Here is a 22,471-nt window from a genome sequence, read left to right on the forward strand (position 1 = left end):
GCCCGCGTCAGTTCGCCTGCGCTTGTCGCGCGCGCTGGTTCGACAGATAGATATTGTCCTTTTCCAACGGCTTGCCATCGCGCACGGCGTCGAGCCACGCTTGCGTGCTGGCGACGGCGGCGAAATTCGAGTGGAACACGGTACTGAAGACGCGGTGGATTTCCTCGGCGCTGGCCATGCCGCCCGCATTCGCGTAGGGCAGGGTGCCGCTGGCGTCCTGCAGGAATTCGACTTGCAAGCCGTCGTGCGCGGCGTGGTAGATGGTGGCCGCGTCGCAGTTGTGCGTCATGTAGCCGGTCACCGTCAGGGTGTCGATGCTGTGGTTTTCCAGCCAGGCGCGCAAGTCCGTGCCCGCAAACGCGCTGCCCATGCTTTTGTTGATGCGGTGGTCGGCGGCAAACGCGGCCACTTGCGGATGCAACTGCCAGCCGTCGCTGCCCCTGGCGAAGATGGGGGAAGCTTCCGGCGCATCGTGCTGGACGACGATCACGGGCACGCCGGCGGCGCGGGCGGCGGCCATGGCGGTGACGATGTTCGGCAGGGAAATTTCGACGGACGGATATTCGATGGGCATGTCGCCCGTGAAGTATTCATTTTGTACATCAATGACGAGCAGGGCGCGGCGTGGTGCGGTAGTGTTGGACATGCGTGACTCCTGAATGGTTGAAAGAGGAAGGGCTTCCCCGATGCAGCCATTTTCAAGCCGCGCGGCACAAACAAAAAGTGGCCCGAAGGCCTATCTACGATAAAATCGGGCCATGCCTACTTTTCTTACTTCTTCCCCCTTGAGCGTGGCCGTGATCGCCTTCGACGGCATGACGCCATTTCACTTGTCCGTGCCTTGCCTCGTGTTTGGCGCCCAGACGGACGAGGCCGACCTGCCGCCTTTCCACGTGCGCGTCTGTGCGGCCGATCCCGCGCCCTTGCGCACGGCGGCCAGCTTTTCCATCACGCCCGAGTGCGGACTGGAAGGGCTGGAGGGCGCCGATATCGTCATCATGCCGGCCTGGCACGACGATTGCCGCGATGCCGCGCCGTCCCTGGTCGCGGCGCTGCAGGCGGCCAGCGGGCGCGGCGCGCGCATGGTGGGCCTGTGCCTGGGCGCGTTTCCCCTGGCGCAGGCGGGCTTGTTGGATGGCAAGCGCGCCGCCACGCACTGGGGCATGGCCGAGCGCCTCGCGGCCCGCTATCCGAAGGTCAGGGTGGACCGGGAAGTGCTGTACGTGGACGATGGCGCCGTGCTGACGTCGGCCGGCGTGGCGGCCGGTCTCGATTGCTGCCTGTACCTGCTGCGCCAGCTGGCCGGCGCCGAGGTGGCCAACCGCGTGGCGCGCCGGCTGCTGGTGGCGCCGCACCGCCAGGGCGGACAGGCGCAATTCATCGAGCGCCCGCTGCCCGTGTCCGGCAGCGAAGGGCGCTTTGCCGAGGTGCTGGCTGGCGTGACGGCCAGGCTGGACCAGGCACACAGCATCGACGCGCTGGCCGAACAGGCCGCCATGAGCCGGCGCAATTTTACGCGCCACTTCCGCCAGGCCATGGGCACGTCGTTCAAGCAATGGCTGCTGAACCAGCGTCTTGCGCATGCGCAAGGCATGCTGGAAAAAAGCGCGGCCTCGATCGATGTCGTGGCGCAAGAGGCCGGTTTCGGCACGGCCCTGTCGCTGCGCCAGCATTTCCGCGCCAGCTTGCAGACGTCGCCGTCGGCGTACCGCAAGCTGTTCCGCGAGAAACAGGCGTGCGTGGAGCGCTGAGATCAACGCGCATGGCTTGTGACGCCAGCCAGTTCCTCTGGTTCCCATACGCGGTAGCTGGTTTTTCCTTCCGGTGAATCGAGTGTAATCATCGTCTGCGCTTGCCCGCCGAACTGGCTGAAGCTGGTTTTTGTCGCCGCGTAGGCGGGTACCAGGGTGACGAGATTACGCACCAGCAAGCCAAAGTGCCGTGTCGCATGCTCGATGACGACAATGCGCGCCGTTGGCGCACCCTGGGGGCCGAGCGCGATCAATGGCAGCGTGCGTCCTTGCCAGGTAAAGCTGCCAGACGGCGCGGCCGGGTCGTCGGGCGAGGGGGCTTGCATGTCGGCAGGCAGGGACACGATGGTGACGATGGCGGCCATCGGCAATGCCAGTTCTTCGCCCGCATCGCAGACGATGTAGGCATCGCTGCTGCGCCTGTCTTGCGCCAGCGCCTGCACTTGCGCGCGCGTTTCCCGCGATGTTTGTGGACATAGCGCCAGCAAGGCCGCGTCATCGAGCAGCAGTTGTGGCGGGCCGGATTCCGCCGTGATGGTGGCGGCCACCAGTGGGTGGCTGCAAGGCCCGTCCGTCCCGTGCAGGAGCTGGCTGCAATCGATGTCGCGCACGGCCAGCGTCTTGTCGATGCGTAGCCCCAGGCAGAGGCCGTCGCGTTCCAGCACGGCCAGCAAGGGCGGCGGCGTTGGCGGTACCGGCAAGGCACCGCTGAAAACGGCGCCATTGAGGACATACACCTGGCGACCGCGCCAGCCGGCTACCCCGGCCAATGGTCCATTCCAGCCGAATGCCGTGTCCATTGGCGGGCAGGGCAGGACTTCGGCCACCAGCGTCGAGGGCAGTGCCAGCACGCGTCCTGCCAGTTCGAACAGGGCCAGCGATATGGCAGGGCCGGTGCGGGCCAGGTCGGGCGGCGCATCGCCCCCTGCTTGCATACCCGCCGTACGGGTCCAGGCTTGTGCCCGCAGCATCAGGCGCTGCGGCTCCAGCAAGTTCAGCAGTTCATCATCGCCAGTGGGGCGCGCGACGTAACGGAAGAAGTGGTCAGGTTCGTCGTCGTGGTATACCTGCTCAATGTGCTCAGGATGAATCTTCTGTGCGCTGGAGACGGCATCGACGGCGAGCCCGGCCAGGAGGCCGTCCGTCACCAGCAACAGCACGTAAGCGCAGGGCGTATCGGCCGCCATGTGGAGCCAGGGGCGCAAGTCGATCAGGGGAATCAGCTGGCCCTGATGCGAGAAAACGCCGGCCAGGGCACCTGTCGCGCCTGGCACGGGAAGCACGCCGGCGGGACGCGCCAGCGCCTGGCGTACACAGGAAGATGCAATGCCCACCTGCAGCGAGCCTATCCTTACCCGCACGTAATCCTGTGCCGGCGCTACCGGGGCCGCCATGCTCAGTGCTCCGCGGCGGTGGTCGCTTGCAGCTCGGTCAGCAGTTGCGCCACGTGCCTGCTGGAGTCGACTTGGGCCGCCGTGGCCTGGTCGATCTGGCCGATCGATTGTGTCGTGTTATGGACGGAATCACGGATCTGTTCGAACGATTGACGCACCTGTTCCGACAGGGTGCCGCTTTGATCGACGCGGCTGATGGTGCTATCGATCAGGCGCGCGATGTTACGGGCCGCGTCGCCGGATTTCTCGGCCAGTTTGCGTACTTCATCTGCCACGATGGCGAAACCGCGGCCATGTTCCCCGGCGCGGGCCGCCTCGACGGCGGCATTGAAGGCCAGCAGGTTGGTCTGGATCGCGATATCGCTGATCGTGCTGACGATTTCATGTACGTCCTGCGACGATTTCTGGATCTCCAGGATGGAATCGATGGATTGGCCCAGCAGTACGCGCCCCTGCCGGGCATGCTGTTCCGTTTGCTGTGCGATGGTGTTCGCATGCGCGGCGCCCTGGCCGATGCTGTCGATGGCGCCGGCGAGCTCCTGCATGACATCGCCGATGCCGGCGACGCGACTGCTGACGGTCTGTTCGCGCTCGACTTGCTGCGTGATGTCCATGGCGAATTTGACGACCTTGAAGGCACGGCCGTTGGTGTCGAGAATCGGATTGTAGGTGGCCTGCAGCCAGATGGCGGCGCCATGCTTGGCAAGCCGGTGAAAACGGGCGCTCTTGAATTTGCCTTCGCCGAGATCGGCCCAGAAGTTACGGTAAGCCTCGCTCTGCACCAGCATGTCATCGCAAAACATGCTGTGGTGCTGTCCCTGTACTTCTTCCAGCGTGTAGCCGACTGCCCGCAGGAAATTGCTGTTGGCCGTCAGGATGATGCCCCGCATGTCGAATTCGATCACCGCTTGCGAGCGGGCGATGGCCTCGATCTTGCCGGCCGTCTCGGAGCTGAGGCGCTTGGCGGCGGTAATGTCGGTGGCAAACTTGATCACTTTGAGCGGCCGGCCATCGATATCCAGGATGGGGTTGTAGGACGCCTGTATCCAGACTTCGCGGCCCAGTTTGTCAATCCTGCGGAACTCGCCGGACTGGAATTGACCGCGTTCCAGGCCTTCCCATAATTGCCGGTAGCTGCTGGCCTGCACATCTTCCGCAGTGCAGAACATGCGGTGGTGCTGGCCGAGCAGTTCCTGTTCCTGGTAGCCGAAGGTGCGCAGAAAGTTGTCGTTGGCGCGCAACACGCGGCCCTGCAGATCAAATTCAATCACGGCCTGGACCCGCTCAATGGCCTCGATCTTGCCCGAAAAATCCAGGCGCGAGCGCATATTGGCCGTGATGTCGTCGATGAGCACGATGACGTGGTCGGCTTGTCCACCATCGTGCGATAGCGGGACATAGCGCGCCTGTATCCAGAGTTCCCGTCCTTGCCTGTCCACGCGCTGAAAATCGCCGCACTGTGACTGGCCCTCGGCCAGCAGGCGCCAGAATTCCCGCTCCTCCTGCTGCCGGTCGCGCGTGACCGTGCATAGCAACTGGTGGGGCTGGCCCAGCAGTTCGTCGCGCTGATAGCCGAACAGATCGAGCGCGATCTGGTTGGCGTTGCTCACGCGGCCGTGCAAATCGAATTGCAACAGGCCTTGCATCTTGCCCAGCGCGGCCGCCAGGCCAACACCCTCCATGCCTTGCTTTGCCTGCTCAGCTTCCATCATCGGGTAGTTCATTGCGATCTCCATGTTCTCAGGCCGGCGCGCGCCGGCACAACGGTGCGTGACTGTTTGCGTCACGTGGCAGTCAGGCTTGCCTCGGCATCCGAAAAAACAAATAAATTAAATATACCTAATTAAACAAATATTCAACAAATTAGTCAAATAGTATTTGAGATTTTTTCTCGGCAGGATGCCGAGTTTTCCTGTTCTCACACCTATGAACGCCGGATGGACGGCTGGCTGGATATGTTTCTTTATGGATACAAGTGCGGCTGGCCGTATTGAAGAAACAAATATGACAAATATGCCAAATAATGTGGCGCTGATGTCGTCAGCCAGGGGGGGGGGCTTAATCCCTGCCGGGCGAGCATGGCGCTGCCGGGGCGCGGCTGCCGTGCGGGAGCCGCGCACTGACGGCGATCTGCTGCGCGATGAAGGCGGCCGGCTCGAAGCCATAGCGTTGCTGGAACGAGATGGTTTCCGCGCTCATCAGTTCGGCATACGTCTGCATCAGGGTCGAGGCGCGAAGGTAGTTGCCCTGCTCCACATAGGTGGCGATGGCGCCCAGCAGCACGGGATAATCGGCATTTTCCTTGCTGCCGCCAAAGTTGAACGATAATTGCCCGCAGGCGCGCCAGATGGGGTCGAGTTCCCCGTCCGGCACCGGCTGCGTGCGCAGCCATTGCAAGGCCTTGAATGGCGGGCCGCCAAACGACGGTGGTGAAATGATGGCATCGATGGCCACCTTGACGGCTTCCCCGATTCTGCCCGCGCGCACGTACTGGCCATGCAGCAGCACCAGCGCGTCCGTATATTCGGGCACGATGGCCAGCGCCGCTTCCAGCAGCGCGATGGCCGCGTCCGGGTTGCGCTGCGCGATCTGTTCCTTGGCTTCCAGATAGGCGGCGCGCGGCGACGCGGGGTCGTCGGCCAGCGATGGCGTGCCGACATACTCGTCCTCCGCTGCCGCGTAGGCTTGCAAAAACGCGGCCAGGCTGGAAAAGTGCGGCTGGAGGCGCCACTCGTCGTGCCACGTTTCGACGACGATCGGTTCGTACGCTTCGCGCCCGATGGGCCAGTACAGGCCGAACGTGTCGCCATTGCCCAGTGCGCCTTCAAAGAAGGGGGTGAAGCCGAGCGGTGGATACGCAGTCGTGTGTTGCCAGTCTGGTTCGACCGAGATGTGGGCGAGGCTTGCGGGTAGTTGCATGGAAGTTGCAGAGGATAAAACGCCAGTGTAGAGCAAGAGCGCTTCCACCGGCGTTCCCCATCGCGGCACATGAGCAGGGGCAAGACCCTTCAGTCGCGTTCCGGCACCGGCACGTTGAAGCCGTTCAAGGTGGTCGAGACCAGCGCGTACAGGCCCACCAGGTAAATCAGCTCGTTGGTGCCGTGCTGGCCAAAGGTGGCCAGCGCCAGCCGGTACACTGGCTCCGGCAGCGTGCCGGCGCGGCTGAGCGCGTAGGCCAGGTCGTAGGCGATGCTCTCGTGCTTGTCGAGGTCGCCGGGCTTGACGTCGGCCACCAGCGTGGCCAGGCGCTCGGCCGACATGCCTTCGCGCTCCGCGACGGCGATGTGGGCGTAGATTTCATAGGCGGCGTTGTAGCGCGCGCCAACCACCAGGATGGCAATCTGGCGCACGTTGTCGGGCAACGTGGCGTTGGCCGTCATGGCCAGGGTCAGGTCCCAGATGGCCTTGCCGATGGCCGGTTCGTGCAGCCACGGATTCCATGGCCCCATCAGGGCGCCGTCTTCGCGCACGGCGATGAAGTCGTTGAAATTGCTGGTGATGCCTTTGCGCATATCGTCATACAGCGGCTTCTGTTCGGGCGTCAGGTCTTTCGGAGCAATCAGGGGCAGGCGCATGGGAACTCCTTGCTGGGTAGGTGAGCGGTGGGCGGCGGTAGCCAGCAGCCAGTATAGCCAGCCAGCGTGGCAGGCGGCGCCCGTTCGCTGTGCGCCTACTTGCGCGGCTCGTGGATGCGGAATTTCTTGACGACACCCGCCTGATCGAACATGACGGCCACTTCGCGCGTGCCTTTTTCGCCCAGCAGGGGGAGCAGCCGCGTCACCCTGGGCGCTTGCAGCTGGTTCTTGTAGACCCAGACTTCATAGCCGGGATCGAAGCTGACGACGGTGGCGTTGCCCAGGGCCGCGTCGAGGTCGAGGCGAGTGGTCTTGCCGACCTTGATGTTCTGATAGATGGCGCCATTGTCGGGCGCGCGGTTGACCTTGTATTCACTGGCGGTGCACATGGCCACGGCCAGGCCCGCGAGGCAGGAAGCTGCCAGTTTTATCAATGTGTTCATAGGGACTCCCAGTGTGCATCACTGCTTCCGATCTCAGAGGGGACGGGCGTGATGTCATGTCGGGAGTGTGCGTGGGTCGCCACGAATGTGCTACAAGATTATACAAAGGCGCACAAGATGATGCCTTTGGTGTCGCCTGGTGCTACCTTTAGCGGCTCTGCAGCACGTCGGTCGAGAGCGCCAGGGTTTCCTTGATTTCTTCCATCACCACATAGCTTTTCGATTGCGCGGCGCCCGGCAGCTGCAGCAGCATGTCGCCCAGCAGTTTGCGGTACTCGGCCATTTCATGGATGCGCGCCTTGATCAGGTAATCGAAGTCGCCCGATACCAGATGGCATTCCTGCACCTCGGGAATCTGCAGCACTTCGCGGCGGAATTGCTCGAAGGCGGACGCCGACTTTTGATTGAGAGTAATCTCTACAAAGACGAGCAGCTTGGCGCCCAGCGCGGCCGGGTTCACCTTGGCGTGGTAGCCCGTGATGACGCCGTCGCGCTCCATGCGCTTGACCCGCTCGATGCAGGGCGTGATCGACAGGCCCACCTGTTCGCCCAGGTCTTTCATCGAGATGCGGCCATCCTGCTGCAGGATGCGCAGAATGTGGCGGTCCAGCTTGTCGAGGCCACGTGCCGATTCTTTAAGGATTCTCATGATTTATTGCTGAATATCTCGATTTATACGTGAACAAATACTGGCTCTTTCCCAATATGATAGCGGTTAATCTGGCAATAGCCTAAAAAATATAATGAGGAAACTATGCGTATCGTGATTCTGGGTAGCGGCGTCATCGGCGTCACCAGTGCTTACTATCTGGCCAAGGCAGGACATGAGGTGACCGTCATCGACCGCCAGCCGGGCCCGGCACTGGAAACCAGCTTCGCGAATGCGGGGCAAATCTCGCCCGGCTACGCCTCGCCATGGGCCGCGCCCGGCATTCCCCTGAAAGCCGTGAAGTGGATGATGCAGCGCCACGCGCCGCTGGCCATCTCGCTTGACGGCAGCGCCGCCCAGCTCAAATGGATGTGGCAGATGTTGCGTAATTGCACACCGGAAGCGTATGCGGTGAACAAGGAACGCATGGTGCGCCTGGCTGAGTACAGCCGCGACTGCTTCAAGGTGCTGCGCGCCGAGGCCGGCATCACGTATGAAGGCCGCCAGCAAGGCACGATGCAATTGTTCCGCACTGAAAAACAATACAACGACGCCGCCAAGGATATCGAAGTGCTCAAGGATGCGGGCGTGCCGTACGAAGTGCTGCAGCGCAACGAGCTGTCGCGCGCCGAGCCGGCCCTGGAAGCGGTCAAGGGCAAGCTGTTCGGCGGCTTGCGCCTGCCCAACGATGAAACGGGCGATTGCCAGCTGTTTACCACGCGCCTGTCGGAAATGGCCGAGGCGCTGGGTGTGAAGTTCCGCTATGGCGTGTCCATCGATGCCTTGCTGACGCAGGGCGATGAAATCGCTGGCGTGCAATGCGGCGCGGAAGTCGTCAAGGCCGATTCCTATGTGGTGGCCCTCGGTTCCTACTCGACGGGCTTCATGAAGCCATTGCTCGACATTCCCGTGTATCCATTGAAGGGCTATTCGATCACCGTGCCTATCGTCAATGCGGCCAAGGCGCCCGTGTCGACCATCCTCGATGAAACATACAAGATCGCCGTGACGCGTTTCGACGACCGCATCCGCGTGGGCGGCATGGCGGAAATCGCCGGCTACAACCTGAACCTGAACCCGCGCCGCCGCGAAACCCTGGAAATGGTCGTCAACGACCTGTTCCCCGGCGGCGGCAACACGGCGGAAGCCACGTTCTGGACGGGGCTGCGCCCGATGACGCCGGACGGCACGCCGATCGTCGGCCGCACGCCGCTGCGCAACCTGTTCCTGAACACGGGCCACGGCACCCTGGGCTGGACCATGTCCTGCGGCTCGGCGCAATTGCTGGCCGACCTGATGTCGTCGAAACAGCCGGCGATTCTGGCCGACGACCTGTCCGTCAGCCGCTACAGCGGCGCGCAGCGCGGCGGCAAACTGCAATACGCGGGAGCCTGAGATGGCGGCCAGCATGCCTGCCAAGGAACGTAGCGGCGCCATCCTGACGGTGGACCTCGATGCCGTGCGCGCCAACTACCGCTTGCTGCGCGACAAGGCGCACCCGGCCGCCTGTTCCGCCGTCGTCAAATCCGACGCGTACGGCCTGGGCGCCGCGCAAGTGGGCGCGGCCCTGTATGAAGAGGGTTGCCGCCATTTCTTCGTCGCCCACCTGGAAGAGGGCATCAGCCTGCGCCCGCACGTGGCGCCGGACGCGGCCATCTTCGTGCTGCATGGCCCGCCCGTCGATACGGAAGGCGAATTCACGGCCCATGGCCTGACGCCCGTGCTCAACAGCGAGCCGCAGGTGGCGGGCTGGCGCGCGCACGCCAAGGCATTGGGGAAAACCCTGGACGCCATCGTGCAGGTGGATACTGGCATGTCGCGCATGGGCCTGTCGCCGCAGGAAATCGACGCCTGGCTGCTGGATGCGCACTTTCTCGACGGCATCAAGGTGCGCTACATCATGAGCCACCTGGCGTGCGCCGACGAGCGCGCCAACCCGATGAATGGCGAGCAGCTGGCCCGTTTCATCGCCATCCGCGCCCGTTTGCCGCAGTACCGCGCCAGCCTGGCCAATTCCTCGGGTATTTTCCTGTCGCCCGATTTTCACTTCGATCTGGTGCGTCCTGGTGCGGCCCTGTACGGCATCGGGCCGCAGGGCGGCGAGCCGAATCCGCTGCGCTCCGTGGTCCGGCTGCAAGGCAAGGTCATGCAGACGCGTACGATCGCCGCCGGCGACCATGTGGGCTACAGCCGCCGCTACACGGCCAGCGAGCCGCGCCAGGTGGCGACGATTTCCGTCGGCTATGCCGATGGCTGGCTGCGCAGCATGAGCAACCAGGGCCTGGCCATCGTCGATGGCGTGAAAGTGCCGCAGATCGGCGCCATCTCGATGGATTCGATTACGCTGGACGTCAGCGCCATCGCACAGGAGCGCGTCGCGCCGGGTAGCCTGGTCGACCTGATCTGCGCCGAACACCCGGTCGACGCCGTGGCGGCCATGGCCAATACCATCGGCTACGAGGTATTGACGAACCTGGGCGGGCGTTACTACCGCGAGTACCGAGGCCTGGCACGTTAGCGCACCTGCCAAAACGCCCATGGCGTTGTTGCCTTGCCTTGCCGTACATTCGTACTGTCTTCGGCAAGGCGCCTAGCCCTGAGCATTTTTTCAGGTGCGCTGGTTTCGCACGCTAAGCAGCGCGAAAGCGATGATTGTGTGGCAAGATAGCCCTGACGTGCATCGCACCTCAGGGCTTTTTCTTAACCATCATCGGGGATTTTCATGAGCCAATATCAAGTCGCAATCATCGTCGGCAGCCTGCGCAAGGATTCCTTCAACCGCAAGCTGGCCGACGCCATCGTCAAGCTGGCGCCGCCCGAGTTTTCCTTCAAGCACATCGACATCGGTGACTTGCCGCTGTACAACCAGGATGACGATGGCGCGCAGGCGGAGCAGGTGCTGCGCCTCAAATCGGACATTTCCACATCGCAAGCCTTGCTCTTTCTCACTCCCGAATACAACCGCTCGATCCCCGGCGTGCTGAAAAACGCCCTCGATCACGGCTCGCGTCCGTATGGCCAGAGCGTGTGGGGCGGCAAGCCGGGCGCCGTGCTGGGCGTGTCCGTCGGTGCCACGGGCACGGCCCTGGCGCAGCAGCATTTGCGCAATGTGCTCGCTTACCTGGACGTGCCACTGCTGGGCCAGCCAGAGATGTTTATCCAGGCCAAGGATGGCCTGTTCGACGAGCATGGCGGCATCGGTCCGGCCAGCCTCGGTTTCTTCCAGGGCTGGATGCAGCGCTACGCGGACTGGGTACGCAAGCACGCCGTGCATGCCTGAATGGCCCAGGCTTGTCGGACGGGGACAACTGGGGCAATAAACCGTTGTTCATGGCACTTTGTTGCTGTATGGACATGTATAATGGGCTTTTTTTTCAGGCGCAATCCTACGCTGCCCCGTCTCTTCCATGCCGCTTCAACCTGTGGCGCAACCTCTGTTGCGCATCAATCTGCGCCGTCTGATCGTGCTGGTGGCGTTTGCCAGCGCCGTGCTCTCCCTGGGTAACAGCTTTTATGCCACGTATCAGGTGCAGCGCCAGTTGCTGATCGATACGACCCTGGAGGCGAACTACGCGTATGCGCTGAAGCTGGCCAGCAGCACGGAAAACTTCCTGCTGGCGGCGCGCCAGCAGCTGGCCTACAGCGCCGGCCAGCTGCCCCGGCATTTTGCCGACCCGGCCGCCCTCAAGATGGAAGCTGAACGCTTGCGCGGGCAGACCAACAGCTTCAATTCCGTCCTGATCGTCGATGCGCAGGGCAAGGTGCTGGGCGTGTCGCCCGAGACGCTGGCCCTGCAGAACAGCCAGCTGGTCTCGGAAGGGGCGCGCCTGGCGCTGCGCGAACGCCGCCCGCTGATCACCCGGCCGTATATGTCGTCGGTGGGCAACCTGGTGGTCTTCATTTCCCATCCCGTGTTCGATCACGGCGGACGCTATCTGGGCTATGTGGGCGGGTCGATTTACCTGAAGCAGAAAAACATCCTGTTCACCTTGCTGGGACAGCATTACTACCGCGATGGCTCGTATCTCTATGTGGTCGACCAGAGCCGGCGCCTGCTGTACCATCCCGATCCTTCGCGGGTCGGCGAAGTGGCCGGCAAGAATACCGTGATCGACGCCATCCTGCGCCAGGAAAGCGGCAGCGGGAGCACCGTCAACAGCCGGGGCACGGACATGCTGGCCGGCTATGCCGTGCTGCCGTCAACGGGCTGGGGCATCGTGGCCCAGCGGCCCACGGCCGCCACTTTGGCGCCGCTGAACCAGCTGATGCTCAACACCCTGTGGTATTCCTTGCCCATTGCCTTGCTCAGCCTGCCGTTCATCTGGTGGCTGGCGCGCCTCATTTCACGGCCCCTGGTGCAGCTGGCCGAAAGCGCCAGCCGCATGGACGCGCCCGGCATGTCCGAGCGCATCGGCGGCATCCGCGCCTGGTATCTGGAAGCGGCGCAGATCAAGCGCGCCTTGCTGGTGGGAATGTCCTTGCTGCAAAAAAAGATCGGCAAGCTGAAATTCGACGTGCAGACGGACCCGCTGACGGGCCTGTCGAACCGGCGCGGCATGGCGGCGGCGCTGGACGCCTGGCAGGCGCAGGCGCGGCCGTTTTCCGTCATCGCCATCGACATCGACCATTTCAAGCAAGTCAACGACCAGTGGGGCCATGCGGTGGGCGATGAAGTCATCCTGCACCTGGCGCAACTGATGCGCGCCTGCTCGCGCGATGCCGACGTGCTGTGCCGCAATGGCGGCGATGAATTCATCATGCTGCTGCCCGAGGCCGACCTCGACGTGGCGCTGCAGGTGGCCGAGCGCCTGCGCGCCAGGGTGGCCGCCGCCAAGATCCCCGGCGCCGGTCCCGTCACGGTGTCGCTGGGCGTCGTGTCATCGGAACAGGGGGCGGGCAAGGTGCTCGGTGCGGACGCCGTGCTGCTGGCGGCCGACGCGGCCCTGTACGTGGCCAAGGAAAATGGACGCAACCGCGTGGGCCTCGCCGAGCCTGTCTGAGGCGTTTTTGCGCCGGATCAGATTGACCTTGTCATTCGGTAAACGTCAAACTGATCCTATGTTTTCTCCGATTTCTGAGTCTGTTATGTTTTGCCCGTAAAGCCTAGAGTGGAGGCCTGGGTAAAACAGACGTCACACGTCGGGAAGGCAACACATGTTAGGGCTCACTGCATTGGAACTGGCGCGCGTCCAGTTCGGCTTCACCATCTCGTTCCACATCATTTTTCCTGCCATCACCATCGGCCTGGCCAGTTACCTGACGGTGCTGGAGGCGGCGTGGCTGCGCACGCAGGATGGCGTGTACCGCGACCTGTACCACTTCTGGTCGAAGATTTTCGCCGTCAATTTCGGCATGGGCGTCGTTTCCGGCCTCGTCATGGCTTACCAGTTCGGCACCAACTGGAGTTTCTTTTCCGATTACGCGGGCAGCATCACGGGCCCGCTGCTGGCCTATGAAGTGCTGACGGCCTTCTTCCTGGAAGCGGGCTTCCTCGGCGTGATGCTGTTCGGCTGGCACCGCGTGGGGCCAGGCTTGCACATGTTCGCCACGGCCATGGTGGCGCTGGGCACCTTGATTTCCGCCACCTGGATCATCGCCTCGAACAGCTGGATGCAGACGCCGCAGGGCCATGCCATCATCGACGGGAGGATCGTGCCCGTGGACTGGCTGGCCGTCATCTTCAACCCATCGTTCCCGTATCGGCTGCTGCACATGAGCGTGGCCGCCTTCCTCGCCACGGCCTTGCTGGTGGTGGCGTCGGCCGCCTGGCATTTGCTGCGCGGTAATGACAATGCGGCCATCCGCAAGATGATGACGATGGGCTTGTCGATGCTGCTGATCGTCGCGCCCATCCAGGCCGTGATCGGCGACCTGCACGGCTTGAACACGCTGGAGCACCAGCCGGCGAAGATCGCCGCCATGGAAGGCCACTGGGAAAACACCGGCAGCGAGGGCACGCCGCTGATCCTGTTCGGCTGGCCCGACATGGCGCGCGAGGAAACTCTGTACAAGGTGGAAATCCCGCGCCTGGGTGGCCTGATCCTCGCGCACGACTGGAATGGCACGATCCCCGCGCTGAAGGATTTCGCGCCGCGCGACCGGCCCCCTTCCTCCGTCGTGTTCTGGTCGTTTCGCCTGATGGCGGGCTTGGGCATGCTGATGATCGCGCTGGGACTCTGGAGTGCGTGGCTGCGTTGGCGCGGCACGCTGTGGCGCTCGCGCCTCTTCCTGCGCTGCGCCCTGTGGATGGGGCCCAGCGGGCTGGTGGCCATGCTGGCCGGCTGGTACACGACGGAGATCGGCCGTCAGCCGTGGACCGTGTACGGCTTGCTGCGCACGCAAGACGCCGTCTCGGCGCACGGCGCCACGCAACTGGGCATCACCCTGGTGTTCTTCGTCATCATCTATTTTGCCGTCTTCGGCACGGGCATCGGCTACCTGCTGCGTTTGATCCGCGTGGGGCCGCAGCCGCATGAGGGCGAGCGCGTCGAGCACGGCGGACCGGGCCAGGAGCGCACACCCGCGCGGCCACTGTCTGCGGCACAAGGAGGACATTCGCATGGGCATTGATCTGCCACTACTGTGGGCCATTATTATCCTGTTCAGCATCATGATGTATGTGGTGATGGATGGCTTCGACCTGGGCATCGGCATCCTGTACCCGTTTTTCCGGGAGAAGAGCGAGCGCGACGTGATGATGAATACGGTCGCGCCCGTCTGGGATGGCAATGAAACCTGGCTGGTGCTGGGCGGCGCCGGCATGCTGGCGGCCTTTCCGCTCGCGTATTCCGTGGTGCTGAGCGCCTGCTACCTGCCGCTCAGCTTCATGCTGATGGGCCTGATCTTCCGCGGCGTGGCCTTCGAGTTCCGCTTCAAGGCGCGCGAGCATGAGCGCCATGTGTGGGACAAGGCGTTTATCGGCGGCTCGGTGGCGGCCGCCTTTTTCCAGGGCGTGACCCTGGGCGCCTACATCCAGGGCATGCCGGTGGTGAATCGCAGCTATGCGGGCGGCGCGCTGGACTGGCTCACGCCGTTCTCGCTGTTCACGGGTGTGGGGCTGGTGGTGGCGTATGCCTTGCTGGGCAGCACCTGGCTGATCATGAAGACGGACGGCGGCCTGCAGGCGCGCGCGGGACGCATCACGCGCACGCTCGTGTGGCTGCTGCTGGGCGTGATCGCCATCATCAGCGCCTGGACGCCCCTGGTCGATCCGGCCATCGCCGCGCGCTGGTTTGCGCTGCCGCAACTGTTCTGCTTCCTGCCCGTGCCGCTGCTGGTGGCGGGCGTGGGCTGGCTGTTGCTGCGCTCCCTGCGGCGCGGGCGGCAGACGGCGCCTTTCCTGTGCACCCTGGCCCTGGTCTTCTTCGGCTACACGGGCCTGGGCATCAGCGTGTGGCCCAACATCATCCCGCCGTCGGTATCGATCTGGGAGGCGTCGTCGCCGCCGCAAAGCCAGGGTTTTACCCTGGTGGGGGCGCTGTTCATCATCCCCATCATCCTGATGTATACGGTGTGGTCATATTATGTGTTTCGTGGCAAAGTCCACCCGGAAGATGGGTATCACTGATGAAACAATTTGAACAGGGACAACAATCATGGCGGAAACGACTGGCATGGCTGGCCGGCATCTGGCTGGCCAGCGTGACCACCCTGGGCCTGGCCGCGTGGGCGATGCGCCTGCTGATGCGGGCGGCGGGGATGGGCAGCTGATGGTGCAGGTATCGGGCATCCGCTGCGAGGTCGGTGGCCAACGGCACCCGCTGGCCTTCCTCGGCTGCCGCGAACTCAACTACGGCCAGCACAGCGCGCTGCCGCTGCACCCGTTCCGCCTGAGCGTGCCGGAAGCGGCGCTGGCGGGCCTGCTCGACGAACCGTTCAACAGTTTTATCCAGACTTGCCGCGAAGACGACTTGCAGGACGAGGAAAGCGACTTGCCCGAACTCAAGGAAGCGGGCTACCCCGACATCACGGCCATGCTGGCGGGGCGCCGGCCGCTGCTGGCCGACATGTTGGTCGACTTCATGATCGGCGACCTGCTGGCCGCCATCGGGCGCGCCAGCGGCTACCTGCCACCGCGCGCGCGCCATTGGGGCGACGTCGAGGCGGCCGATGGCCGCGCGTATTTCACCATCAATGAAGTGCGGAAAGTGACTTTTGCCGATGGCCAGGCCCTGTTCGAAGGGCAGGGATATTATGGCGCGTACGTCATCTGGCTGACGCACGGCTACGTGCGCAAATAGGGGCTTGACCTTCCTCATGTGGGAAGGTTTATAGTTGTGCCATGAACCGCGCCTTTTTCCGCTCACTCGCCCGCTCGCTGCTCTGGCTGCTGGCCGTCTCGCTGCCCTTGCAGGGCTTTGCGTCGGCCATGCGCAGCTGCTGCGTGGACGAGCTGGCGGCAGCGGTCACCGTTGTGGCAGCGCAGGCGCCCCAGTGCCATGACATGGCCGACATGCAAATGGCGGTGACCATGACCATGGACGATGGCGGCGCCACCCAGCATGGCCACGATTGCAGCAATCATGGCGCATGTACCGTGGGCGCCACGGCGCCGCCCGGCATGCCCGCCTTGCACGCCTTGACCCTGCGCGCGCCGCCTCCGGCGCTGGCGCCCGACTCCCTGTTCGCCGGGCATATCCCGCCTGGTCCCGAACGTCCCCCGAGAAGCACGCACTCCGCCTGACCGCCCGTTGAACCTGGCGGTGCGGCCGTCGCACGTCCTTGCACGTTGCAGCGGCCGCGCCAGCGTTCCAGTCGCGCACCTGCCGCGCTATCCCCTGTCAATCAAGGAATACCATGAAACACCTGTTCAGCTTCGTGCTGGCTGTACTGCCGCTGGCCGCCGCAGCGCAGTCCCCGTCCGCCCCGCAAGAGGCGCAAGCATCCGTGCCGGCCACCACCTATCGCTCCGCCTTCGCCGGCTACCGTCCCGCCGCCGAGGAAGACGCCACGCCCGACCAGGCCTGGCGCGCCGTCAACGACAAAGTCGGCAAGGCCGGCGGCCACATGGGCATGATGAAGATGGAAGGCCACAAGATGGAGGGCCATACCATGCCGATGAAGAAGCCCGGTCCCAAGCCCGATGCCAAACCGGCCGCCCAGCCGTCCCCGCAACACCAGCATGAAGGACATTGAAATGGCCCGTTTCACAAAATCAACTTGCCTCACGCCGCTGGCGCTGGCGGCCGTCCTGCTGCTCAGTGGCTGCGCCAGTTTCAGCGAGGATGGCGGCATGCGGACGGTGTCCACGCTGGCCGACGTGCGCACGGGCGCCCCTGCGGCATTGACGGACCAGGGCGGCGAGGAAAAACTGGCCTCTTTGCTGGCCCAGCCCCTGGACGCCGACAGCGCCGTGCGCATCGCCCTGATGAACAACCACGGCATGAAAGTGGCGCTGGCCGAACTGGGCGCGTCCGAGGCGGACCTGGTGCAGGCGGGGCGCTTGCGCAATCCCGGCCTGTCGTTCGGCCGCTCGCACGGCAGCCATGGCAATGAAATCGACCGCGGCGTCAGCTTCGACCTGGCGGGACTGCTCACCATGCCGCTGCGCGTCAACATCGAGCGGGGCCGTTTCGAGCAAGCCAAGCTGCAGGCCGCCAGCAGTGCCGTGCAACTGGCGCTTGAGACGCGCCGCGCGTATTTCAATGCGGTTGCCGCCGTGCAGACGGAACAGTTCATGCAGCGGGCGCTGCTGTCGGCCGAGGCGGGCGCCGAACTGGCCACGCGCTTGCGGCAGGCGGGCAACTGGAGCCGCCTCGACCAGGCGCGCCAGCAAGTGTTTTACGCGGACGCCGTCGGCGACCTGGCCCGCGCGCGGCACCAGGCATTGGTGACGCGTGAGCACCTGACGCGCTTGCTGGGCCTGTGGGGCAAGCAGGCCAGCTTTACTTTACCGTCGCGTCTGCCCGACTTGCCGGCCCAGGCGGTGGAAGCGGGCAATATCGAGGCGCAGGCGATGGAGCAGCGCCTCGACGTGCAAAGAGCGAAACTCGACGCGCATGCCACGGCCGACGCGCTGGGCCTGTCCAGGGTGACGGGTTTTATTAACGTGCTCGACGTGGGCTATACCAACAAGAGCAGCGAGGCGCCGCGTGAAAACGGCTATGAAGTATCGCTGGAATTGCCGCTGTTCGACTGGGGCGCGGCGCGCAACGCCAGGGCGCAAGCGCTGTACGAGCAGTCGCTGCAGCGCACGGCGGGCACGGTGGTGCGGGCCCGCTCGGAAGTGCGCGAGGCGTATTCCAGCTACCGCACGGCCTACGACCTGGCGCGCCACTACCGCGATGAAGTCGTGCCGCTGCGCAAGACGATTTCGCATGAAGTATTGCTGCGTTACAACGGCATGCTGGCCAGCGTGTTCGAGCTGCTGGCCGACGCGCGCGAGCAAGTCGCCAGCGTGAACCGCGCCATCGAGACCCAGCGCGATTTCTGGATCGCCCAAACTGAATTGCAATCGGCCATCAATGGCAGTGGCCCAGGCGTGGCAACTGCGGCAAAGGAATAATGATGATTACACGTAGAAACTTTTTCATGAATGCGGGCGCCGTCGCCCTGAGTGCCGCCGCGGTGAGCCGCGTGGGGGCGGCGTCGTTGCCGGAAGCCGTCAGCATGGCCGGTGCGGAAACGAAAGCGCCGCCACCGCCGCCGAACGGCCGGCCGTATAACCCCGTCGTCACCCTGAATGGCTGGTCCTTGCCCTGGCGCATGAACAACAACGTCAAGGAATTCCACCTGGTGGCCGAACCCGTCGTGCGCGAACTGGCGCCCGGCATGCAAGCGAACCTGTGGGGCTACAACGGCCAGTCGCCCGGTCCCACCATCGAAGTGGTGGAGGGTGACAAGGTGCGCATCTTTGTCACGAATAAATTGCCGGAACACACGAGCGTGCACTGGCATGGCCAGCGTTTGCCCAACGGCATGGATGGCGTCACGGGCCTGACCCAGCCAGGTATTCCTCCCGGCAAGACCTTCGTGTACGAGTTTGTTGCCAGGCGCCCCGGCACCTTCATGTACCACCCGCATGCCGATGAAATGACGCAGATGGCCATGGGCATGATGGGGTTCTGGGTGACGCACCCGAAAGACCCGCATTTCATGAAGGTGGACCGCGATTTCGTCTTCCTGCTCAGCAACTATGACATCGATCCCGGCAGCTACACGCCGAAGATCATGACCATGACGGATTTTAACCTGTTCACTTTCAACAGCCGCGTCTTCCCCGGCATCGACCCGATGGTCGTGCGCCAGGGCGACAAGGTGCGCGTGCGCGTGGGCAACCTGACCATGACGAATCACCCGATTCACATGCATGGCCATGAATTCGAGGTGACGGGCACGGATGGCGGCTGGACGCGCCCCGAATCGCGCTGGCCCGAAGTGACGACCGATATCGCCGTGGGGCAGATGCGCGCCGTGGAATTCACGGCCACGGACCTCGGCGACTGGGCTTTCCACTGCCACAAGTCGCACCATACGATGAATGCCATGGGGCATGACGTGCCCACCATGATCGGCGTCGACCACCAGGGCGTGGCGGCGAAGATCAATCAGCTCGTGCCCGGCTACATGGTGATGGGCGAGCGGGGCATGGCCGACATGGGCGAGATGCAGATGCCGATCCCCGACAACACCTTGCCGATGATGGCCGGCGACGGTCCGTTCGGCGCCATCGGCATGGGCGGCATGTTTACCACGGTGAAGGTGCGCAAGGAGCAGAAACCGGGCGATTACCGCGATCCGGGCTGGTACAAGCACCCGGCCGGCAGCGTGGCGTATGAATGGACGGGCGCCTTGCCGGAAGCGGTGCGCCGCGCCGGCCCGCCGGCGCCGGCGGCCAAGGGAGGGGTCGAGATGACGGTGCGCAAGCCGCTCAGGCACGATCATTAATGTCTCAATAATATTATTATTTTTAAATTAATATTAAGGGCTTGCCTAGCACGGCAAGCCCTGGTGCTTGTTGTTATAAATCAAGCTATTATCGTTTAGTGACAATGCGCGTATTTCTACCCCGCTATTTTCTCTATATTCAAGACATTCAGCTGCTTCTTCGAGCACTGGTGGCCGGACTATGGGGGAATCATGTTGAGTCAGATGACGGTGGGCACGCGCCTGATCGCGGCGTTTTTTTGTGTCGCACTGATGGGGGCCATCGTGGCCGGCATCGGCATCTTCAACATGGGCAAGATCGACACCATGGCGGGGCAGATGTACAACAGCGAATTGCTGGGCCTGTCGCATATCAAGGAAGCCAACATCGCCCTGATCAAGGTGGGCCGTGCCCGTAGTAATTTCTTGCTGGCTACCACGGCCGAGGAGCGCGCCACGCGCCAGGCCGACATCGCCAAATTCCTCGAATTAAATAAAAGCTACCTGGCCAAGGCCCAGCCGCTGTTCGTCACGTCGGCCGCCAAGGAACTGTTTGCCCGTTTTGCCGCCGTCGAAGTGGACTATATCGCCACCATGCAGCAGGCGCTGGCGCTGGCCGCGGCCGAGCCGCTGGCCCAGCGCAGCGCGCAACTGGTCGAGTTGCTCAACAAGACGCGCCAGCATGCGGACGAACTCGACGGCATGCTCGATAAATTGTCGCTGCAAAAAGAAGAGCGCGCCAAGGCGGCTGCCATGCAGGCATCGGGCGTGTATCAGGCCAGCCGCAGCTTCATGATCGCGCTGGTGCTGGGCAGCATGGTGGCCGGCCTGGCGCTGGGCGCGCTGATCACGCGCGGACTGACGCGCCAGCTCGGTGGCGAACCGGCGTATGCCGTCAAGATCGCGGGCGCCATCGCCGAGGGCGACCTGACCGTCGATATCCGCACGGCCAGCCATGACAACGCCAGCCTGTTGTTCGCCATGAAAGCCATGCGCGACAAGCTGGTGGGCATCGTCAGCCAGGTGCGTTCGGGCACGGACACCATCCATACGGCCTCGAGCGAAATCGCCCAGGGCAACCTCGACCTGTCGTCGCGTACGGAAGAACAGGCCAGTTCGCTGGAAGAAACGGCATCCTCGATGGAGCAGCTGACGTCGGCCGTGCGGCAGAATGCGGATAACGCGCGCCAGGCCAATGCGCTGGCCGGCGCCGCTTCCGATGTGGCCGGCAAGGGCGGCGCCGTGGTGGGGCGGGTGGTGCAGACGATGGAATCGATCAATGCCTCCTCGCGCAAGATCGTCGACATCATCAGCGTCATCGACAGCATCGCCTTCCAGACCAACATCCTCGCTTTGAACGCGGCCGTGGAAGCGGCCAGGGCGGGCGAGGAGGGGCGCGGTTTCGCCGTCGTGGCGTCCGAAGTGCGCAACCTGGCGCAGCGCTCGGCCAGTGCCGCCAAGGAAATCAAGACCCTGATCGGCGACTCCGTCGAGCAGGTGGAAATCGGCTCCAGGCTCGTGCATGACGCGGGCAAGACGATGGATGAAGTCGTCACCAGCGTGCGTCAGGTGGCCGACATCATGCAGGAAATCACGGCCGCCAGCGCCGAACAGAGCGCCGGCATCGAGCAAGTCAACGAGGCCGTCTTGCAAATGGACCAGGTGACGCAGCAGAACGCGGCCCTGGTGGAAGAGGCGGCGGCGGCGGCCGAATCGCTGCAAGACCAGGCTCAGATCCTGACGGAACTGGTGGGCGTGTTCCGCCTGCATGCCCAGGCGCAACAGCTGACCGTGGCGCCGGCCAGCAACGTCACGCCGCTGCGCCGGCCGGCGCCCGCCGCCAGGCAGGGCGTGCGGCGCCTGGCCTGAACGCGGCAGGATCGGCGCAACACGCGCACCTGGGCTTGGTGGTAGGCTGTCGCCATTGCGCATTTGCCACTTCCGGGTCTTCCATGTCCTCTCTCCGCTTGCCGTTGCTGTGTTTCTCCCTGCTGTCCCTGGCGCCATTGGCGCAGGCGCAGGAGGGCGATCCCGTCCTGCCTTACCGGCCTTCCGTGGCCAGTCCCGCCCAGCTGCCCGTGCCGGGCCAGCTGGAATTCGAGGCCGGCGGCTTGCTGTCCAAAACGGACGATACGCGCCGCGCCAGCCTGCCATACACGTTCAAACTGGCGTTCACGCCCGAATGGGGCGTGCTGCTCGCAGGCGAGGGATTCGTGCGCGCGCGCGATGACACGGGCCGGCGCGAGACGGGCGTGGGCGACACGACCGTCGTGCTCAAGCGCGCCTTTTTGCTCGACAGCGCCACGGCGCTGGGCCTGGAGCTGGGCTGGAAGTTGCCGACGGCCAAGGACAGCATCGGCAGCGGCAAGAGCGACGTGTCGCTGAACGGCATTTTCAGCCGTGACCTGGGCGCCGTGCACATGGACGCCAACCTGAACGCCACGCGCCTGGGCGCCTCCGACCCCGGCACGGGCCGGGTGCAAACGGGCTGGGCAACCTCCTTTTCCACGCCCGTCAGCGCGCGCTGGGGCGCCACGGCGGAAGTGTCGGGCACGCGTTTGCGCGGCGCGCCGGCCACGGCGCAGCTCTTGCTGGCCGCCACCTACAGTCCCACGCCACGGCTGGCCATCGACATCGGCATGGCGCGCGGCTTGACGGCGGCGTCGCCGGACTGGTCGCTGTTCAGCGGCTTGGTAGTGCCTTTGGGCAAGCTGTGGTGAGATTGCGAGGGCATTCCTTATGTGTCCTTGCGAACAAACAGTGGCGTGCACAAGGTCTACAATTGCCGCATAAC

General features: G+C 64.0%; 22 protein-coding genes. 15 read left to right on the plus strand and 7 right to left on the minus strand.

All coding sequences use genetic code 11. The features are described 5' to 3' along the window. Positions 1-7 precede the first annotated feature (7 nt). Positions 8-646 carry a cysteine hydrolase family protein gene (locus tag K0F86_RS11920; RefSeq protein WP_219134587.1) on the minus strand — a complete coding sequence of 213 codons (639 nt, stop codon included), beginning with the start codon at positions 644-646 and terminating at the stop codon, positions 8-10. A 112-nt stretch (positions 647-758) separates the two neighbouring features. Between K0F86_RS11920 and K0F86_RS11925 the strand changes: the two genes are divergently transcribed. After that, positions 759-1,751, plus strand: a complete 993-nt coding sequence (locus K0F86_RS11925; protein WP_219134588.1) for a GlxA family transcriptional regulator — start codon at positions 759-761, stop codon at positions 1,749-1,751. 2 nt (positions 1,752-1,753) lie between these two features. Here K0F86_RS11925 and K0F86_RS11930 read toward each other — a convergent pair whose 3' ends face one another. The 6 genes from K0F86_RS11930 to K0F86_RS11955 form a co-directional block, all read right to left on the minus strand. After that, positions 1,754-3,145, minus strand: a complete 1,392-nt coding sequence (locus K0F86_RS11930) for a chemotaxis protein CheW (RefSeq protein WP_219134589.1) — start codon at positions 3,143-3,145, stop codon at positions 1,754-1,756. Between the two features lie 2 nt (positions 3,146-3,147). Beyond that, positions 3,148-4,869 carry a PAS domain-containing methyl-accepting chemotaxis protein gene (locus K0F86_RS11935; RefSeq protein WP_219134590.1) on the minus strand — a complete coding sequence of 574 codons (1,722 nt, stop codon included), beginning with the start codon at positions 4,867-4,869 and terminating at the stop codon, positions 3,148-3,150. Between the two features lie 334 nt (positions 4,870-5,203). Next, the gene (locus K0F86_RS11940; RefSeq protein WP_219134591.1) at positions 5,204-6,064 is read right to left on the minus strand and encodes a tetratricopeptide repeat protein; all 861 of its coding nucleotides are present in this window, start codon (positions 6,062-6,064) and stop codon (positions 5,204-5,206) included. 89 nt (positions 6,065-6,153) lie between these two features. Continuing rightward, positions 6,154-6,720 (minus strand): carboxymuconolactone decarboxylase family protein, encoded by a 567-nt coding sequence (locus K0F86_RS11945; protein WP_219134592.1) that lies wholly within the window; start codon positions 6,718-6,720, stop codon positions 6,154-6,156. 95 nt (positions 6,721-6,815) lie between these two features. Then, positions 6,816-7,163, minus strand: coding sequence for a hypothetical protein (locus tag K0F86_RS11950; RefSeq protein WP_219134593.1), 348 nt, complete (start codon positions 7,161-7,163; stop codon positions 6,816-6,818). Between the two features lie 148 nt (positions 7,164-7,311). Continuing rightward, positions 7,312-7,812, minus strand: a complete 501-nt coding sequence (locus tag K0F86_RS11955; protein ID WP_034754979.1) for an Lrp/AsnC ligand binding domain-containing protein — start codon at positions 7,810-7,812, stop codon at positions 7,312-7,314. Positions 7,813-7,917: 105 nt separating this feature from the next. Here K0F86_RS11955 and K0F86_RS11960 point away from each other — a divergent pair, with 105 nt between their 5' ends. The 14 genes from K0F86_RS11960 (at position 7,918) to K0F86_RS12025 (ending at position 22,397) form a co-directional block, all read left to right on the plus strand. Further along, entirely contained in the window at positions 7,918-9,207 is a 1,290-nt protein-coding gene (locus K0F86_RS11960) for a D-amino acid dehydrogenase (protein WP_219134594.1), read from the plus strand. Position 9,208: 1 nt separating this feature from the next. Next, the gene (alr, locus tag K0F86_RS11965; RefSeq protein WP_219134595.1) at positions 9,209-10,330 is read left to right on the plus strand and encodes an alanine racemase; all 1,122 of its coding nucleotides are present in this window, start codon (positions 9,209-9,211) and stop codon (positions 10,328-10,330) included. A 204-nt stretch (positions 10,331-10,534) separates the two neighbouring features. After that, positions 10,535-11,092, plus strand: coding sequence for an NADPH-dependent FMN reductase (locus K0F86_RS11970; RefSeq protein ID WP_219134596.1), 558 nt, complete (start codon positions 10,535-10,537; stop codon positions 11,090-11,092). Positions 11,093-11,219: 127 nt separating this feature from the next. Beyond that, positions 11,220-12,812, plus strand: a complete 1,593-nt coding sequence (locus K0F86_RS11975; RefSeq protein WP_219134597.1) for a sensor domain-containing diguanylate cyclase — start codon at positions 11,220-11,222, stop codon at positions 12,810-12,812. Between the two features lie 154 nt (positions 12,813-12,966). After that, positions 12,967-14,382, plus strand: a complete 1,416-nt coding sequence (locus K0F86_RS11980) for a cytochrome ubiquinol oxidase subunit I (protein ID WP_219134598.1) — start codon at positions 12,967-12,969, stop codon at positions 14,380-14,382. Beyond that, positions 14,372-15,379 (plus strand): cytochrome d ubiquinol oxidase subunit II, encoded by a 1,008-nt coding sequence (gene cydB / locus K0F86_RS11985; RefSeq protein ID WP_219134599.1) that lies wholly within the window; start codon positions 14,372-14,374, stop codon positions 15,377-15,379. The genes K0F86_RS11980 and cydB overlap by 11 nt, the downstream gene beginning before the upstream one ends. Continuing rightward, positions 15,379-15,522, plus strand: coding sequence for a DUF2474 domain-containing protein (locus K0F86_RS11990; RefSeq protein WP_219134600.1), 144 nt, complete (start codon positions 15,379-15,381; stop codon positions 15,520-15,522). The genes cydB and K0F86_RS11990 overlap by 1 nt, the downstream gene beginning before the upstream one ends. After that, positions 15,522-16,052, plus strand: coding sequence for a hypothetical protein (locus K0F86_RS11995; protein ID WP_219134601.1), 531 nt, complete (start codon positions 15,522-15,524; stop codon positions 16,050-16,052). Before K0F86_RS11990 ends, K0F86_RS11995 begins: the two co-directional genes overlap by 1 nt. Positions 16,053-16,093: 41 nt before the next feature. Next, on the plus strand, positions 16,094-16,495 hold the full coding sequence (locus tag K0F86_RS12000) for a hypothetical protein (protein ID WP_219134602.1): 402 nt from the start codon (positions 16,094-16,096) through the stop codon (positions 16,493-16,495). 113 nt (positions 16,496-16,608) lie between these two features. Then, positions 16,609-16,947, plus strand: coding sequence for a hypothetical protein (locus K0F86_RS12005; protein ID WP_219134603.1), 339 nt, complete (start codon positions 16,609-16,611; stop codon positions 16,945-16,947). 1 nt (position 16,948) lies between these two features. Further along, positions 16,949-18,316, plus strand: a complete 1,368-nt coding sequence (locus K0F86_RS12010; RefSeq protein ID WP_257572118.1) for a TolC family protein — start codon at positions 16,949-16,951, stop codon at positions 18,314-18,316. Positions 18,317-18,318: 2 nt separating this feature from the next. Further along, positions 18,319-19,698, plus strand: coding sequence for a multicopper oxidase family protein (locus K0F86_RS12015; RefSeq protein WP_219134605.1), 1,380 nt, complete (start codon positions 18,319-18,321; stop codon positions 19,696-19,698). Positions 19,699-19,890: 192 nt separating this feature from the next. After that, complete coding sequence (locus K0F86_RS27840) at positions 19,891-21,546, plus strand: methyl-accepting chemotaxis protein (protein WP_219134606.1); 1,656 nt, start codon at positions 19,891-19,893, stop codon at positions 21,544-21,546. A gap of 83 nt (positions 21,547-21,629) precedes the next feature. Further along, positions 21,630-22,397: a transporter gene (locus K0F86_RS12025; protein ID WP_257572119.1), complete on the plus strand. Its 768-nt coding sequence runs from the start codon at positions 21,630-21,632 to the stop codon at positions 22,395-22,397. Positions 22,398-22,471: the final 74 nt, after the last annotated feature.

Source organism: Janthinobacterium sp. UMAB-60 (genome assembly GCF_900095235.1).
In the GTDB taxonomy this organism is placed as follows: domain Bacteria; phylum Pseudomonadota; class Gammaproteobacteria; order Burkholderiales; family Burkholderiaceae_D; genus Janthinobacterium.

Bases quoted from the DNA above. Each gene is read 5' to 3' on its own strand.
- K0F86_RS12000 (WP_219134602.1), top strand. From the start codon at position 16,094: ATGAACCGCGCCTTTTTCCGCTCACTCGCCCGCTCGCTGCTCTGGCTG.
- K0F86_RS12010 (WP_257572118.1), top strand. From the start codon at position 16,949: ATGGCCCGTTTCACAAAATCAACTTGCCTCACGCCGCTGGCGCTGGCG.
- K0F86_RS11925 (WP_219134588.1), top strand. From the start codon at position 759: ATGCCTACTTTTCTTACTTCTTCCCCCTTGAGCGTGGCCGTGATCGCC.
- K0F86_RS11945 (WP_219134592.1), bottom strand. From the start codon at position 6,720: ATGCGCCTGCCCCTGATTGCTCCGAAAGACCTGACGCCCGAACAGAAG.
- K0F86_RS11935 (WP_219134590.1), bottom strand. From the start codon at position 4,869: ATGAACTACCCGATGATGGAAGCTGAGCAGGCAAAGCAAGGCATGGAG.
- cydB (WP_219134599.1), top strand. From the start codon at position 14,372: ATGGGCATTGATCTGCCACTACTGTGGGCCATTATTATCCTGTTCAGC.
- K0F86_RS27840 (WP_219134606.1), top strand. From the start codon at position 19,891: ATGTTGAGTCAGATGACGGTGGGCACGCGCCTGATCGCGGCGTTTTTT.
- K0F86_RS11940 (WP_219134591.1), bottom strand. From the start codon at position 6,064: ATGCAACTACCCGCAAGCCTCGCCCACATCTCGGTCGAACCAGACTGG.
- K0F86_RS11930 (WP_219134589.1), bottom strand. From the start codon at position 3,145: ATGGCGGCCCCGGTAGCGCCGGCACAGGATTACGTGCGGGTAAGGATA.
- K0F86_RS12005 (WP_219134603.1), top strand. From the start codon at position 16,609: ATGAAACACCTGTTCAGCTTCGTGCTGGCTGTACTGCCGCTGGCCGCC.
- K0F86_RS11960 (WP_219134594.1), top strand. From the start codon at position 7,918: ATGCGTATCGTGATTCTGGGTAGCGGCGTCATCGGCGTCACCAGTGCT.
- K0F86_RS11975 (WP_219134597.1), top strand. From the start codon at position 11,220: ATGCCGCTTCAACCTGTGGCGCAACCTCTGTTGCGCATCAATCTGCGC.
- K0F86_RS11980 (WP_219134598.1), top strand. From the start codon at position 12,967: ATGTTAGGGCTCACTGCATTGGAACTGGCGCGCGTCCAGTTCGGCTTC.
- K0F86_RS11990 (WP_219134600.1), top strand. From the start codon at position 15,379: ATGAAACAATTTGAACAGGGACAACAATCATGGCGGAAACGACTGGCA.
- K0F86_RS12025 (WP_257572119.1), top strand. From the start codon at position 21,630: ATGTCCTCTCTCCGCTTGCCGTTGCTGTGTTTCTCCCTGCTGTCCCTG.
- K0F86_RS12015 (WP_219134605.1), top strand. From the start codon at position 18,319: ATGATTACACGTAGAAACTTTTTCATGAATGCGGGCGCCGTCGCCCTG.
- K0F86_RS11955 (WP_034754979.1), bottom strand. From the start codon at position 7,812: ATGAGAATCCTTAAAGAATCGGCACGTGGCCTCGACAAGCTGGACCGC.
- K0F86_RS11950 (WP_219134593.1), bottom strand. From the start codon at position 7,163: ATGAACACATTGATAAAACTGGCAGCTTCCTGCCTCGCGGGCCTGGCC.
- K0F86_RS11920 (WP_219134587.1), bottom strand. From the start codon at position 646: ATGTCCAACACTACCGCACCACGCCGCGCCCTGCTCGTCATTGATGTA.
- alr (WP_219134595.1), top strand. From the start codon at position 9,209: ATGGCGGCCAGCATGCCTGCCAAGGAACGTAGCGGCGCCATCCTGACG.
- K0F86_RS11995 (WP_219134601.1), top strand. From the start codon at position 15,522: ATGGTGCAGGTATCGGGCATCCGCTGCGAGGTCGGTGGCCAACGGCAC.
- K0F86_RS11970 (WP_219134596.1), top strand. From the start codon at position 10,535: ATGAGCCAATATCAAGTCGCAATCATCGTCGGCAGCCTGCGCAAGGAT.